Source organism: Flavobacterium chungnamense (genome assembly GCF_039539165.1).
Classification (GTDB): domain Bacteria; phylum Bacteroidota; class Bacteroidia; order Flavobacteriales; family Flavobacteriaceae; genus Flavobacterium; species Flavobacterium chungnamense.
The window spans coordinates 22,235-36,026 of record NZ_BAABCS010000004.1; the positions used below are offsets into that span (position 1 = coordinate 22,235).

17 protein-coding genes and 1 tRNA gene are annotated in these 13,792 nt (G+C 31.4%); 10 read left to right on the forward strand and 8 right to left on the reverse strand.

Annotation, left to right across the window (positions count from 1 at the left end; all coding sequences use genetic code 11):
• The first annotated feature begins 171 nt into the window (after positions 1–171).
• Both ABD771_RS02390 and ABD771_RS02395 read left to right on the forward strand, forming a co-directional pair.
• Positions 172–462 carry an HU family DNA-binding protein gene (locus ABD771_RS02390; RefSeq protein WP_345090128.1) on the forward strand — a complete coding sequence of 97 codons (291 nt, stop codon included), beginning with the start codon at positions 172–174 and terminating at the stop codon, positions 460–462.
• A gap of 110 nt (positions 463–572) precedes the next feature.
• Positions 573–1,133 (forward strand): YqgE/AlgH family protein, encoded by a 561-nt coding sequence (locus tag ABD771_RS02395; protein ID WP_345090131.1) that lies wholly within the window; start codon positions 573–575, stop codon positions 1,131–1,133.
• Here ABD771_RS02395 and ABD771_RS02400 read toward each other — a convergent pair.
• Both ABD771_RS02400 and ABD771_RS02405 read right to left on the reverse strand, forming a co-directional pair.
• On the reverse strand, positions 1,125–1,955 hold the full coding sequence (locus tag ABD771_RS02400) for an aminotransferase class IV (RefSeq protein ID WP_345090134.1): 831 nt from the start codon (positions 1,953–1,955) through the stop codon (positions 1,125–1,127). The two genes, ABD771_RS02395 and ABD771_RS02400, sit on opposite strands and share 9 nt — an antisense overlap.
• Before the next feature lie 62 nt (positions 1,956–2,017).
• Complete coding sequence (locus ABD771_RS02405) at positions 2,018–2,410, reverse strand: START-like domain-containing protein (protein ID WP_345090137.1); 393 nt, start codon at positions 2,408–2,410, stop codon at positions 2,018–2,020.
• Between the two features lie 136 nt (positions 2,411–2,546).
• Between ABD771_RS02405 and ABD771_RS02410 the strand changes: the two genes are divergently transcribed.
• A tRNA-Met gene (locus tag ABD771_RS02410) sits at positions 2,547–2,620 on the forward strand.
• Positions 2,621–3,030: 410 nt separating this feature from the next.
• Here the strand turns inward: ABD771_RS02410 and ABD771_RS02415 are convergent.
• From ABD771_RS02415 to hisS, 3 genes are all read right to left on the reverse strand, one after another.
• The gene (locus ABD771_RS02415; protein WP_345090141.1) at positions 3,031–3,255 is read right to left on the reverse strand and encodes a hypothetical protein; all 225 of its coding nucleotides are present in this window, start codon (positions 3,253–3,255) and stop codon (positions 3,031–3,033) included.
• A gap of 36 nt (positions 3,256–3,291) precedes the next feature.
• Positions 3,292–3,705 carry an HNH endonuclease gene (locus ABD771_RS02420; RefSeq protein WP_345090145.1) on the reverse strand — a complete coding sequence of 138 codons (414 nt, stop codon included), beginning with the start codon at positions 3,703–3,705 and terminating at the stop codon, positions 3,292–3,294.
• A gap of 308 nt (positions 3,706–4,013) precedes the next feature.
• On the reverse strand, positions 4,014–5,372 hold the full coding sequence (hisS, locus tag ABD771_RS02425) for a histidine--tRNA ligase (protein WP_345090148.1): 1,359 nt from the start codon (positions 5,370–5,372) through the stop codon (positions 4,014–4,016).
• Between the two features lie 198 nt (positions 5,373–5,570).
• On the opposite strand from hisS, the gene ABD771_RS02430 reads away from it, so the two are divergent.
• Positions 5,571–6,815: an ABC transporter permease gene (locus ABD771_RS02430; protein ID WP_345090151.1), complete on the forward strand. Its 1,245-nt coding sequence runs from the start codon at positions 5,571–5,573 to the stop codon at positions 6,813–6,815.
• Position 6,816: 1 nt separating this feature from the next.
• Here ABD771_RS02430 and prmC read toward each other — a convergent pair whose 3' ends face one another.
• Together prmC and ABD771_RS02440 are read right to left on the reverse strand one after the other, a co-directional pair.
• Positions 6,817–7,686, reverse strand: a complete 870-nt coding sequence (gene prmC / locus ABD771_RS02435) for a peptide chain release factor N(5)-glutamine methyltransferase (protein ID WP_345090154.1) — start codon at positions 7,684–7,686, stop codon at positions 6,817–6,819.
• A 28-nt stretch (positions 7,687–7,714) separates the two neighbouring features.
• On the reverse strand, positions 7,715–8,191 hold the full coding sequence (locus tag ABD771_RS02440; protein ID WP_345090157.1) for a GNAT family N-acetyltransferase: 477 nt from the start codon (positions 8,189–8,191) through the stop codon (positions 7,715–7,717).
• Positions 8,192–8,296: 105 nt separating this feature from the next.
• Between ABD771_RS02440 and ribD the strand changes: the two genes are divergently transcribed.
• The 3 genes from ribD to ABD771_RS02455 are packed head-to-tail and all read left to right on the forward strand — an operon-like array spanning position 8,297 to position 10,517.
• Entirely contained in the window at positions 8,297–9,304 is a 1,008-nt protein-coding gene (gene ribD, locus ABD771_RS02445) for a bifunctional diaminohydroxyphosphoribosylaminopyrimidine deaminase/5-amino-6-(5-phosphoribosylamino)uracil reductase RibD (protein ID WP_345090160.1), read from the forward strand.
• Positions 9,297–9,908 carry an HAD family hydrolase gene (locus ABD771_RS02450; RefSeq protein ID WP_345090163.1) on the forward strand — a complete coding sequence of 204 codons (612 nt, stop codon included), beginning with the start codon at positions 9,297–9,299 and terminating at the stop codon, positions 9,906–9,908. Before ribD ends, ABD771_RS02450 begins: the two co-directional genes overlap by 8 nt.
• Positions 9,909–9,911: 3 nt before the next feature.
• A complete protein-coding gene (locus ABD771_RS02455; RefSeq protein WP_345090166.1) occupies positions 9,912–10,517 on the forward strand; it encodes an IMPACT family protein in 606 nt (201 codons plus the stop codon).
• Here the strand turns inward: ABD771_RS02455 and ABD771_RS02460 are convergent.
• Positions 10,514–10,918: an acyl-CoA thioesterase gene (locus ABD771_RS02460; protein ID WP_345090170.1), complete on the reverse strand. Its 405-nt coding sequence runs from the start codon at positions 10,916–10,918 to the stop codon at positions 10,514–10,516. The genes ABD771_RS02455 and ABD771_RS02460 overlap by 4 nt on opposite strands.
• 184 nt (positions 10,919–11,102) lie before the next feature.
• Between ABD771_RS02460 and dnaA the strand changes: the two genes are divergently transcribed.
• The 3 genes from dnaA to ABD771_RS02475 are packed head-to-tail and all read left to right on the forward strand — an operon-like array spanning position 11,103 to position 13,776.
• Positions 11,103–12,530, forward strand: coding sequence for a chromosomal replication initiator protein DnaA (gene dnaA, locus ABD771_RS02465; RefSeq protein ID WP_345090174.1), 1,428 nt, complete (start codon positions 11,103–11,105; stop codon positions 12,528–12,530).
• A 53-nt stretch (positions 12,531–12,583) separates the two neighbouring features.
• Positions 12,584–13,051, forward strand: coding sequence for a low molecular weight protein-tyrosine-phosphatase (locus ABD771_RS02470; RefSeq protein ID WP_345090177.1), 468 nt, complete (start codon positions 12,584–12,586; stop codon positions 13,049–13,051).
• Positions 13,051–13,776: an SAM-dependent methyltransferase gene (locus tag ABD771_RS02475; RefSeq protein ID WP_345090180.1), complete on the forward strand. Its 726-nt coding sequence runs from the start codon at positions 13,051–13,053 to the stop codon at positions 13,774–13,776. The genes ABD771_RS02470 and ABD771_RS02475 overlap by 1 nt, the downstream gene beginning before the upstream one ends.
• Positions 13,777–13,792: the final 16 nt, after the last annotated feature.

Genomic DNA, 13,792 nt, shown 5'->3' on the forward strand with positions numbered 1-13,792 from the left:
TCATTGAAAAAACTAGGATTTTTTACCTAAAATCGTCACTTTTATTAACAAATATACCGAGTTATCAACAAAATTAACAAAAATAACCCCTGTTACTTGTGTAGTCTGTAATTTCTACTAAATTTGTTTTGATTAACAAAAAAGTTTAACCAACAATTAATAACTATTATTATGAACAAATCAGAATTAATCGATGCTATTGCTGCTGACGCAGGAATTACAAAAGCAGCTGCAAAATTAGCTTTAGAATCATTTTTAGGAAACGTAGGATCAACTTTGAAAAAAGGTGGAAGAGTTTCTTTAGTAGGTTTCGGATCATGGTCAGTTTCTAACAGAGCTGCTAGAGAAGGAAGAAACCCTCAGTGGAAAGAAGGAGATCCAGGAAATGGTAAAATTCAAATCGCTGCTAAAAATGTAGTAAAATTTAAAGCTGGATCAGACTTAGAAGGTTCTGTAAACTAATCTAGTTTATCTTTGATATAGAAAACCATTCGTTGATCGAATGGTTTTTTTTTGCTCTAAAATTTGGTTTTAAAACTTTTATTCGTACTTTTAGTTAAAATTGCGTCAATATGACATATGAAAAACTCCAAAAAGGACAACTTTTAATAGCAGAACCATCCATAATTGGCGACTTATCTTTTAATAGGTCTGTTATTTTATTGGCCGACCATAACGACGAAGGCTCTGTTGGATTTATTTTGAACAAACCTCTTGAATATACTATCAACGATTTACTTCCAGAAATTAACAGTTCGTTTGTCATCTACAATGGTGGACCAGTGGAACAAGACAATTTATATTTCATCCACACTAATCCTGAGTTGATTCCAAACAGTATTGAAATTTCAAATGGAATTTTTTGGGGTGGCGATTTTGAATTAACCAAGAACTTAATCAACGATGGTAAAATCAATAAGGAAGATATTCGCTTTTTCTTGGGTTACACCGGTTGGGGTTCATGTCAACTTGAAGATGAACTGCAAGCCAACTCATGGATAATTACGGCTAATAATTATCAAGCTTCAATTTTGAGTAAATCTTCAAAGCAATTTTGGAAAGAAAAAATTATCGAATTAGGTGGCGAATATGTCATTTGGTCTAACGCACCAGAAAATCCAATTCTAAATTAAGTCATTAATTTTCTCCAATAGCACTTTAGACAAATCACTTTTATATTCCTTTTTGCGGTATTTTGTAATAGGTTGAATTCCTGTAATTACATTAGTAATAAATAATTCATCTGCTTTTTGCAAATCGAAAGGTGAAATTGGTTGTTCCAAAACTTCAACATCTTCAATTTTTCTAGCAACTTGAAGTACTTGTTTTCTCATGATCCCATTTAAACAGCCGTCTTCAACAGATGGTGTTATCAATTGATTTCCAATTAACATGAAGAGATTTCCATTCAATGCTTCGACTACGTTTTTTTCATTGTTTAGAAGCAAACAATTTTGCAAATCATTTTCATCGGCAAAAATACTACCAGTTATGTTTATCATCTTATTGGTAGTTTTGATAGTGGAAAGTAACTGCTTAGTAATAAAAAAATCTTTGTATAAATCTACTTCATAAATCGCATCCGAAAAGGAATAATGCGTTTCATTTAATGGTGAAACTTGAATTAAAAACGAAACAGTTCTTGTTTGTGGAAGATAAAATCCGCCATCGTTTCTATTAACGGTTAATCTTACTCGAGCTGAATTTTCACAATTGTTAGCTTTCGCCAAATTCAAAACTTGCTCTTCTAGATATTCTAAAGTAAAACTATTTGGAATTTGCATTCTAACAATTCGCATAGAAGCCATTAATCTAAAATAATGGTCTTCAAAAAATAAGATTTTATTATTTACGATTTTTAGTGTTTCAAAAACACCATCACCATATAAAAAACCTCTATTAACATTAGACAAAGTAGTGTCTGAAGATTGAATTTCTCCGTTGTAATTAATCATAAAAAAAATCTCGTCTCATTATTAGAAAGAGACGAGACAAATATAAGTTTTAAAAATGATTTTTAAACAGAACCAATAACATGTTTTAAATCGGAAACTTGATTTTCCCATAGTTGTTTAGATTCGTCTAATTCTTCTTCGATTGCAAAATCTACAACCATTAATGAGACATCTTTAGTAATTTCATCTTCTAAAATTCTTAGTTCAAAATAGTATTCTGTATCCTTTTTGTTGTCATCAATCCACTTGAACTTTACTTTTTCGCCAGTTTTCTTTGCGGCTAATCTTGCATGTTCTTCCGTATCATCCCACTCAAAGGTAAAAAACTCACCTCTAGAATTAACAATATCTGCAAACCATTCTTGTAATCCAGAAGGAGTTGATATATATTGATATAGTAATTGAGGAGAAGAATTAATAGGAAATTCTATTTCGTAACGTACTTTTGGTGACATAATGTAATTTTTTGCGAAATATATAATTTTTATTTAAAAAAGCAGTCAAGAAAAAAAATATTTTTTTTCAATTTATTATTTGGTCAATGTTATAATAGTCTTATATTTGCACCCGCATTCAGGGAATGCCAATTTAGGCGAGGTAGCTCAGTCGGTTAGAGCGCAGGATTCATAACCCTGAGGTCGGGAGTTCAAATCTCCCTCTCGCTACACATTAACCCCTTAACAATCAGTTGTTAAGGGGTTTTTTATTGGAAATCACTCTTATTCGTGTTTTATGGAGTAAGGAAACGGAGTAAGGAAATTTGAAAATCATGGTTAAAACACTTGATATTACTGAATAAATTAAAAGGATACACAGGGTAAAAAGTTGTCTTAATTCTGGGGATTGTATTTTATTAATTTTGCAGTTGTGGATTGGTGAAATCTATTTACAAGAAACGAATACAAAGACTTGCTTTTAGAAGTTATTGTGTGTAGACAAGAATAAAATACAGCAGTGCTACTGACTACATAGGTAAAAAAATAATGTTAAAGGGGGGGGTGTGTTTTTCAATATTTTAAATTGCAGTACCAAGCGAATGAATTTGCGCGGGAAGCTGGCGCATATTACTATTGAATTATTTGTTTTTATTATACATCATTTGACAGACCTTATCCATTGCTTTAAAAATTGTAATATCAAAAATGAGTTCCTTTGTAATACTTGTTAAAGTAATAACAGCATTATAAAGAACTTCATTGTCTTGACGTTTAATTCGTTCAATAAATATTATTTCATTACTTCCTTTTGGAGAATCTGAAACGATTATTTCCTCCGTTTTAGTGTCTATTGCAAACAACATACTCATGTTCGTTAAGATTTTAAATTGTTTAATAAATTATAGATGTAAATAACAACGTCCACTAGAGTTGGTTGTCATTTTTTTACATCTTTTGCCTTTTTTTGTTGTGCCTCCGCATTGGGTTGATGTAGTTGTTGGCTTACTGGTAGTGTTGCCATCACAACAATTTGAACCTACTTTTTTATCATGAACTTTACAATAACAACTGTTAGATTTACTACGATTGCATTTACGACAAAGCAATTGAATATTTGAAGGACTGCTGCTACCACCACAAGAAAATGGAACAATATGGTCATATTCTAAACTATAAGAACTACCACAACATTGGCATACACCACCATCTCTAGTGTATACAATCTTTTTTGTTGTTTGTGAAACATAACGACTTTGAGAAAAACAACAAACACTAAATAAAAGCAGTGATAAGATTAAATATATTTTTTTCATTGTATCGTATTTATTTCAAGAATAATTAAAATAGTATTATGTGCTTCTTGAATAGTTTTATTTTGTTTTAATACATCAAAACTAGGCAAAAGATTCTGAAAATCAAAACATAACAGGTTTTGTACGATTAACAATACCTATCTGTGTCTTCCAGCCTCCACACCAAGCTGTAGCGCGAATCCTTTTGCGCGGTTCTTAATAAAAAAGGTGATACTAGCAAAAAAATCGTTTTTAATTAAGGTTTAAATGATTGATTTGACGCCAAAAAGCTACTTAAATAGACTGCACCCAAAAGTTTAGACAAATTTTTAATTAATTTTAGTCAACAATTCTTCAAAACTAACCTGGACTTGCAAACCAGAAATAATATTTTTCAAAGTGAATAAACCATTTGAAATCTCCTTAACCACAAAAGGAATTCCTCTTTTTTCAGCATGCTTAAACTGTTTGTCAATCTTTACAGCATCAGGATACATTTCAGTTTTAATATTAATTGAACGAAGTTTCTGAACAGCTTGCATTACTTCAAAAGATTGGGTTTCTCCAAAATTTAAAAACATCACCTTAGTTGCGATAGTTACCGTTTCTGGAAACAATCCCAACTCATCAAGAACCAAATAAATTCTATCCAAACCAAAAGATATTCCAACGCCACTAATATTTTTCAATCCAAAAATTCCAGTCAAGTCGTCATATCTTCCACCACCACCTATAGAACCCATGGCAACTCCTTCTGGCGCAGCTACTTCAAAAATTGCTCCAGTATAATAATTCAATCCTCGAGCCAAAGTTACATCTAAATCTAAAGTAGCTTTTTGCAATCCGAGTTTAGTAACATTATCACAAATAAAACGTAACTCCTCTACTCCTTTCATACCTTCATCTGACGAAGAAAGTAAAACCGAAAGTCTCGCGATTTTCTCTTGAATGGTTCCAATAAAATTAAATAATGGTTGTACTTTGACCAACGCTTCCTCAGAAATTCCTTTTTCAAGCATCTCTTTTTTAACGCCGTCCTCTCCTATTTTATCTAATTTATCTAAAGCTACTGTAAAATCAATCAATTTATCTGAAGCTCCTATGACCTCAGCAATTCCTGATAAAACTTTACGATTGTTAATTTTGATAGTAACACCATCCAAACCCAAATCAGCAAAGACAGCATCATAAAGTTGGACCAACTCTACCTCTTGCCACAACGATGTTGAACCAACAACATCGGCATCACATTGATAAAACTCTCTAAAACGACCTTTTTGTGGTCTATCGGCACGCCAAACAGGTTGAATTTGATATCTTTTAAAAGGAAACTCAATCTCACTTTGGTGTTGCACTACGTATCTTGCGAATGGTACCGTTAAGTCATAACGTAAAGCTTTTTCAGAGATTTTACTAGTTAATTGTTTGTAGTTAATTGTTTGCAATTCTTCAGATGATACTTTATCTAAAAAATCACCACTATTCAATATCTTAAAAATCAATCGATCACCTTCTTCACCATATTTACCCATCAAAGTATCTGAATTTTCAAAACTTGGTGTTTCTATAGGTTGGTAGCCATAGTTCTCAAAATGAGTTCGCATAATAGCAATAATATAGTTACGTTTAGAAACCTCAACTGGTGAAAAATCGCGTGTGCCTTTAGGAATACTTGGTTTAGATGCCATTTTTAAAATATTAGATTTTTGATTTTTGATTTTTGATAACAAATATTAAATTTTCAGATTGCTTTTTAGACATTAAATCCAATATCTAAAATCAGATATCTGAAATTATGGTACAAATATCATACTTTTTAAAATAATTTGTAATTCTTATAACACAAACTTGTAACAAAAACTGTAATTTCGTGTCAAATAAGAATTATGAATTCAGTTTTTAGAGAAAATATTAAGATTGCTTTGGGTTCGATTCGTGCACAATTGTTGCGTACGATTCTTACCATCGTCATTATTGCCATAGGAATCACAGCTTTAGTAGGAATTCTTACCGTTGTTTCAGCAATTGACAATGAGTTGAACTCGAAGTTTGCTTCTATGGGTTCTAATACTTTCAACATCAATCAATATGAGTTTTCGACAAGAAACCAAGGTGGTGGCGAAATTGAAAAAATAAATCCTATCATTTCTTATCCTGAAGCCAAAGCATTCAAAGAAAAATACGATTATCCTTTTACACATACTTCTATTTCATTTACAGCAACAAGTACCGCTGAAGTAAAATATGAAAACGAAAAAACCGATCCCGAAATAAGTGTATTAGGTGTAGACGACCTTTATACAACCAATTCAGGTTTAGAAATTGTAAATGGTAGAAACTTCAATCCATTCGATATTTCAAACAATGCATATGTTTGTGTTGTTGGTAGCGATTTTGCAACAAAAGGTTTACTAAAAGACGTCAATCCTGTTGATAAAATTCTTTCTATAAGAGGTGCAAAATTTAAAGTAATTGGGGTTTTAAAAGAAAAAGGTTCAACCTTCGGAAACAATCAGGATTTACGAATTCTTATTCCAATACAAGTCGCACGTTCTATATTTTCGACACCAAACATCAATTACACAGTAAGTTCGATGGTAGATCAAAAAGAACTTTTAGAAAGTGCTGTAAATGATGCAACGGTTACTATGCGACAAATTAGAAAACTAAGTCCAGTAGAAGAAACCAATTTCGGAATATCAAGAAGTGACGATTTAGCCAACAGAATTGCTAATATTACAGGATATTTAAGTGCTGCTGCATGGGTAATCAGTATTATCACCATTATGGGTTCATCAATTGCCTTAATGAACATCATGATTGTTTCTGTAACCGATAGAACAAGAGAAATTGGTGTTAGAAAATCACTTGGAGCCAAAAGAAATACCATTGCTTGGCAGTTTTTTATGGAAACCTTACTAATCGCTCAAATTGGTGGATTAATTGGAATAATATTTGGAATGTTGGTAGGTTATTTAATGGCATCCTTAATGAAATTCGGATTTGTAATTCCTTGGGGAGCAATTCTAGCTGCAGTAATTACAAGTTTCATAGTAGCAATAGTTTCTGGACTTTATCCTGCTATAAAAGCATCGAAACTTGATCCTATTGAGGCTTTGAGATACGAGTAATTTATATCCAACAAGAAATCATTCTATCATTTCCATAAATATCTTTTTTCAGAACAATATTCTTGAAACCCATTTCTTCAAGTAATTCAACTGTTTCTTTGCCTAAATATTGATTGATTTCAAAGTATAATTTTCCGTTTTCAGATAAATTTTTCTTGGCTAATGTTGCAATTTTTCTGTAAAAAAGTAAAGCATCATTATCCTCAACAAACAATGCTAGATGAGGTTCATATTGTAAAACATTAGACTTAATTTCTTGTTTTTCAAGATTTCGAACATAAGGAGGATTGGAAACAATAATATCGTATTTTTCATCTAAAACTTCTGTTTCCAAAATATTTTCCAAAATAAAATTTACTTCTACTTTATTTATTTCAGCATTTTTATAAGCTGTAGCCAAAGCTTTTTCAGAAACATCAATAGCAGCAACTTGAGCATCTGGAAGATTTTTAGCCAATGAAATAGAGATACAACCACTTCCTGTTCCTATATCTAAAATTTTCAATTTTGCACTTTTGTCAGACTGAGCTTGTCGAAGTCCTTCATTATTCGAAATAATCCATTCTACCAACTCCTCAGTTTCTGGTCTTGGAATTAAAGCATTTTCATTTACAAGAAATGGCAAACCATAAAATTCGGTTTCTCCTAATATATATTGTATAGGTTTCTCCTTTTTTAAATCAGATAAAACGCTTTCCCAACGCAACAATTGAACAGCATCCATTTCCATTTCTGGATTTAATGCCAAATCGATTCGTTTCTTGTTATGAAAACTTTCTAATACAATATAAAAGAAACTCTCTATTTCCTTTTCATCATATAAAGTAGAAAGCTCTTGTAAAAATGTGGATTTGTATGATTTCAGTAACATTAAACTATTTTTAAACAACATTAAACCACTATAAACTTTTTATCATCCAAATAGGACAACTCGTATGACCAGTTCCACCAAGTGGTTCGCAAAGATACTCAAACCCAACTTTCTTATACAAACTTTGAGCTGGAAGCATTTCGGGAAGTGTCTCTAAATAGCATTTTTCATAGCCAAACTCTTTTGCTTTTATCAAACATTTTTGAATCATTTCAAATCCAATTCCTTTTCCACGAGCTTCTTGTAAGAAATACATTTTCTGCAATTCACATATATTTTCTTCCGAATTATCCAATTGACTTACTCCTGCTCCACCAACAATTTTTCCATCAATCACTACAACAAAATAGATAGCTTTTGGTTTATCATAGGTTTCAAACATAAAATCCAATTGCTTATCGGCAAAAGCAGTTCCTGTTTTTGGATAATCATCCGATATAAACACTTGACGAATTACATTGGCAATTTGTTTGTTATCTTCAGATTGGATTTCTCTAATTATCATTTCTAAAATTTAAAAATTCTTTATTCAAAGTTGGATATTCAAAATTCAAAAAATCAAATGCTTTTGAATGATAAAATTACATTACAAAAATAGTACTTTTGTGATGTGAAAACACATGATACATACATAAAACGCTGCATCGAATTAGCAAAAAATGGTTTGGGCACAACTTATCCAAATCCTTTGGTTGGAAGCCTAATTGTATATAATGATGAAATTATTGGTGAAGGTTGGCACAGAAAATCAGGCGAACCGCATGCAGAAGTAAATGCTATAAATTCTGTAAAGGACAAATCATTACTATCTAAATCAACTATTTATGTAAGTTTAGAACCTTGCAGTCATTTTGGAAAAACACCGCCATGTTGCGATTTAATTATTGCTAATAAAATTCCAAATGTAGTTATTGGAACCATAGATCCATTTGCAAAAGTCGCAGGAACTGGAATTAAAAAGCTTATCGAAGCCGGAAAAAATGTCACCGTAGGAATTCTCGAAGACGAATGCAACGAACTAAACAAACGATTTTTTACTTTTCACAATAAAAAGCGACCTTACATTATATTAAAATGGGCAGAAAGCCAAGACGGATTTATAGCTCCATTAACAAAAGAAATAAAAGAACCTGTTTGGATAACTAACGAATTTTCACGTCAATTGGTTCATAAATGGCGCAGTGAAGAACAAGCAATTTTAGTTGGAACCAATACTGTTATAGAAGACAATCCAAGCTTAACAACCAGAGATTGGTCTGGAAATCATCCTATTAGAATAGTTTTAGACCAAAATAATAGAATTTCAAAAGAAAGTCATATCTTTGATAATCAAATAAAATCCATTACGATAACTAAAGAGAATATCAATTTCAATAACAATATTGCTCTTGAAATTACCGATTTCTTATTTAATGAAGGAATTCAATCGGTAATTATTGAAGGTGGAGGACAAACTTTGCAGACATTTATAGATGCAAACATTTGGGATGAAGCGCAAGTTTTTAGAGGCGAAATTTATTTCAAATCTGGAACCAAAGCGCCAACTATTTCTAGAGAAAATAGTAAAAAAGAGAAAATTTTAAATGACGAACTTTTAACATTTTTCAATTATGATTGATACAATAATTTTTGATTTTGGCGATATTTTTATCAATTTAGAAAAACAGGCTCAAATTGAAGCATTCAAAAAATTAGGTTTAAACGAACCTAAACCTGAACTGATGGAAATAAATGACTTATTTGAAAAGGGAAAAGTTACAGAATTAGAATTCATTCAGTCGTTTCATCAATTTATTCCTAATGCATCTTTAGAAGAAATTAGAGGAGCCTGGAATACTATAATTGGTGAATTTCCATTATATAGATTGGAGTTTTTACAAATGCTTTCCTATAAAAAGTACAGATTATTTCTACTAACAAATACAGATGAAATTCACATAAGCAGATTTGAACACAATGTTGGAGTTTCTTTTTTCAGTGATTTCTATCAATGTTTTGAAAAAGTTTTTTACTCGTATGAAATGGGAATGAGAAAACCCGATCCTGCCATTTTTACAACCATAATGAGTAAATACGATTTATCTCCTAAACGCACTCTATTTGTAGATGATAAAAAAGTAAATACCGATGCAGCAGCTAGTTTAGGACTTCACGTATGGAATCTAGAAGTTGGAAAAGAAGATGTTGTAGACTTGTTCAATCAAAAACATTTGCCGCTTTAAGTTTTGAACGATACCTACAAAACCATTGCCACATCATCTGAAGAAATTTTATTTAAAGAAAAAAATAGCAAGTTTTTTGGCTACGCATTTCCTGTAACTTCTGAAGAAGAAATCAAAAATCATTTAGACATCTTACGAAAGCAACATTATGGCGCAGTACATTTTTGCTATGCTTTTCAAATTGGAACCGATAAAATTCAATATAGAGCCAATGATGATGGCGAACCAAGTAATACTGCTGGAGCACCAATTTATGGACAAATTCAATCTTTTGGACTAACTAATATATTAATTGTAGTAGTTCGATTTTTTGGCGGAATTAAATTAGGTGTTGGCGGATTGATTTCAGCATACAGAACTTCAGCTCAAATGGCATTGGAAGCATCAGAAATTATTGAAAAAACAATTAACATACATTATACAGTATCCTTTGATTACAAAAACATGAATAAAGTAATGCGAGTAATTAAAGAAAAAAATCTTGAAATAATTTCGCAAAACATGAACGAAAGTTGCGAAATTGAAATTGCAACACGCAAAAAAAATGCCGAACAAATTGTCGACATTTTTAATAATTTATTTGAAATTGAGATAAAATTAAAAGACTAAACTTCTGCTTTTAAAATATCTAAAATGTAGCTTGGTGGAACAATAGGTTTTCCATTTTTTATGTCCACAAAAACGAGTATAAAATGAGCAGTTGTTAACAACTCTTCGTTTTCACTGCGGATTTCACAATCAAATTCAATCTTTACACCACTATATTTCTTCAACTTCGTATTGATTGTTAACATATCATCATAACGAGCTGGTTTTTTGTAATTCAAATGCATTGAAACTATAGGTAAGGCTATTCCGCTTTCTTCTAATGCTTTGTACGAAACGCCTTTATTTCTAAGCCATTCCACTCTTCCTATTTCAAAATAAGGCACATAACTGCCGTGATATACTACTCCCATTTGGTCGGTTTCACCATATCTAACTCTAACTTGTACTTCGTATCCGTTCATCTATTTTTTTTGCTTTTAATCAAAATTCAAATTATTCTTTACAACAAAATTTTTAAAAAATCAATACCATATTATTTTTTTTTAAAGAAATTTGTTCACATATTTGTTAACCCAAAAAACACGAAGAAAATCTCCTTTTTTTTGTAAGAGAACCTTTAATTAAATTAGTAATTTTAACAATAATATGAACAAAACTGCGCAATCGGTATGGGAAAACTGTCTGTCATTTATAAAAGACAATATTCAAGAGCAAGCATACAAAACTTGGTTTGAACCTATTAAGTCAGTTGAACTTTCTGATAACGCATTGTACATTCAAGTTCCAAGTAAATTCTTTTACGAATGGCTAGAGGAACACTATGTGAAATTACTAAAAGTTGCCCTAACCAAAGAACTTGGAAAAAACGCAAAGTTACTCTATAAAATTAAAATGGAAAACACTTATGGCAATAAACAACCGTTTACGGAACAATTGCCATCTGCTCACCGTGGTCCAATTAAATCACAAGATGTTGACGCTCCTTTTAAAAACCTAAACCCTGAACTTAAAAATCCTTTTGTGATTCCTGGAATTAGAAATTTAAAAATTGAGTCGCAACTTAATCCGAATTATAGCTTTGATAATTTCTTAGAAGGTGATTCTAACAGATTAGCTCGTTCAGCTGGTATGGCAGTTGCCAATAAACCTGGAGGAACTTCATTCAATCCATTATTAATTTTTGGTGGTGTTGGACTTGGAAAAACTCACTTAGCTCATGCTATTGGTGTTGAAATTAAAGATAAATATCCTGAAAAAACCGTGTTGTATATTTCTGCCGAAGTATTCACACAACAATATATAGATTCTGTTAAGAAAAACAATCGTAATGATTTTATTCATTTTTATCAATTGATAGATGTGTTAATAATTGATGACGTTCAATTCTTATCAGGAAAATCAGGTACTCAAGATGTGTTCTTCCATATTTTTAATTATTTACATCAAAATGGAAAACAAGTAATTCTTACTTCAGACAAAGCTCCTGTTGATATGCAAGATATCGAACAACGTTTGTTGTCTCGTTTCAAATGGGGATTATCTGCCGAATTACACCAACCTGACTACGAAACAAGAGTTTCTATTTTGAACAATATACTTTATCGTGATGGTGTTGAAATGCCAAACGAAATTGTAGAATATGTTGCACAAAACATAAAATCTAATGTTCGTGAACTTGAAGGCGCAATTATTTCTTTAATCGCACAATCATCTTTCAATAAAAAAGAAGTTACTCTCGAATTAGCTAAAAGCATTGTTGAGAAATTTGTAAAAAATGTAAAACGTGAAATATCAATCGACTACATTCAAAAAGTAGTTTCTGATTATTTCCAATTGGATTTAGATACTTTACAATCTAAAACCAGAAAACGTCATGTGGTTCAAGCAAGACAGCTAGCTATGTTTTTTGCAAAGAAATTTACTAAAGCTTCTTTAGCAAATATTGGTTCTCAAATTGGAGACAGAGATCACGCTACTGTTTTACACGCTTGCAAAACAGTTGACAACTTGGTTTCTACCGATAAGCAATTCAAAAAATTTGTTGAAGATATTCACAAAAAATTATCATTATAGCAATCAGCTTTTCTTACTTTTGCATTTGAAAGTAAAAACTGAAACTTAATACTATGTCCGTTAAAATTTTAATGGTTTGCTTAGGCAATATCTGTCGTTCACCATTGGCAGAAGGTTTATTAGCTGCAAAACTTCCTAAAGATAAATTTTTGGTAGATTCTGCCGGAACTGGTCATTGGCATGTTGGTAAACAACCTGATGATCGTTCTATAGCTACAGCTAAAAAAAACGGACTGGATATATCCAACCAAAGGGGTAAACACTTTTTTCCTAAACACTTTGACGAATTTGATTACATCTATGTTATGGATGGTTCAAATTATGACGATGTTGTCTTTATGGCAAAAACCGAAGAAGACAAAAACAAAGTACAACTTATTTTAGAAGAATTATTTCCTGGTGATAATGTTGACGTACCAGACCCATATTATGGTTTACAAAACGGATTTGATATGGTTTACGAAATGCTTGATGAAGCTACGGATTTATTAGCAAAAAAATTAATAGCAAAACATTCCTAATGAAGCCAGTAAACTTAAAAGGTATTTTATATTTAATTCCAACAACACTTGGAGAAAGTAATCCAGATGATGTTTTGCCTCAAACAGTTAAAAGAGCCATCGAATTTATTGATTGCTATATTGTTGAGAATGAAAAAACTGCACGTAGGTTTATAAAAAGTATTTACCCAGAAAAAGTACAATCCTCTCTAATAATTAGTTCTTTAAACAAACACACCGAAGTTTCTGAACACAATGAAATGATTCAGCCTTGTTTGCAAGGAATCAATGTTGGATTAATGAGCGAAGCTGGTTGTCCTGGAGTTGCCGATCCTGGTGCTGCAATTGTTAAACTAGCTCATGAAAAAGGAATTCAAGTAGTTCCTTTAGTTGGGCCATCCTCCATTTTATTAGCTATGATGGGAAGCGGAATGAATGGACAAAGTTTTGCTTTTAATGGTTATTTACCCATTGACAAATCTGATAAAAAATCGGCTTTGAAAAATTTTGAAAAACTTTCTTTTGACAAAAACCAATCACAAATTTTTATTGAAACACCTTATAGAAACAATAAATTATTAGAAGATTTTCTCCAAACATTACAACCAAATACTCATTTATGTATTGCTGCAGATATAACACTTCCAACAGAATACATCAAAACAATGAAAGTTTCAGAATGGAAAAAAGCAACTATTGATTTACACAATCGACCGACGATATTTATAATACACAAATCCTATTAAATAAAAAAGCCATCAG

Bases quoted from the DNA above. Each gene is read 5' to 3' on its own strand.
- ABD771_RS02390 (WP_345090128.1), top strand. From the start codon at position 172: ATGAACAAATCAGAATTAATCGATGCTATTGCTGCTGACGCAGGAATT.
- ABD771_RS02395 (WP_345090131.1), top strand. From the start codon at position 573: ATGACATATGAAAAACTCCAAAAAGGACAACTTTTAATAGCAGAACCA.
- ABD771_RS02400 (WP_345090134.1), bottom strand. From the start codon at position 1,955: ATGATTAATTACAACGGAGAAATTCAATCTTCAGACACTACTTTGTCT.
- ABD771_RS02405 (WP_345090137.1), bottom strand. From the start codon at position 2,410: ATGTCACCAAAAGTACGTTACGAAATAGAATTTCCTATTAATTCTTCT.
- ABD771_RS02415 (WP_345090141.1), bottom strand. From the start codon at position 3,255: ATGTTGTTTGCAATAGACACTAAAACGGAGGAAATAATCGTTTCAGAT.
- ABD771_RS02420 (WP_345090145.1), bottom strand. From the start codon at position 3,705: ATGAAAAAAATATATTTAATCTTATCACTGCTTTTATTTAGTGTTTGT.
- hisS (WP_345090148.1), bottom strand. From the start codon at position 5,372: ATGGCATCTAAACCAAGTATTCCTAAAGGCACACGCGATTTTTCACCA.
- ABD771_RS02430 (WP_345090151.1), top strand. From the start codon at position 5,571: ATGAATTCAGTTTTTAGAGAAAATATTAAGATTGCTTTGGGTTCGATT.
- prmC (WP_345090154.1), bottom strand. From the start codon at position 7,686: ATGTTACTGAAATCATACAAATCCACATTTTTACAAGAGCTTTCTACT.
- ABD771_RS02440 (WP_345090157.1), bottom strand. From the start codon at position 8,191: ATGATAATTAGAGAAATCCAATCTGAAGATAACAAACAAATTGCCAAT.
- ABD771_RS02450 (WP_345090163.1), top strand. From the start codon at position 9,297: ATGATTGATACAATAATTTTTGATTTTGGCGATATTTTTATCAATTTA.
- ABD771_RS02460 (WP_345090170.1), bottom strand. From the start codon at position 10,918: ATGAACGGATACGAAGTACAAGTTAGAGTTAGATATGGTGAAACCGAC.
- dnaA (WP_345090174.1), top strand. From the start codon at position 11,103: ATGAACAAAACTGCGCAATCGGTATGGGAAAACTGTCTGTCATTTATA.
- ABD771_RS02470 (WP_345090177.1), top strand. From the start codon at position 12,584: ATGTCCGTTAAAATTTTAATGGTTTGCTTAGGCAATATCTGTCGTTCA.
- ABD771_RS02475 (WP_345090180.1), top strand. From the start codon at position 13,051: ATGAAGCCAGTAAACTTAAAAGGTATTTTATATTTAATTCCAACAACA.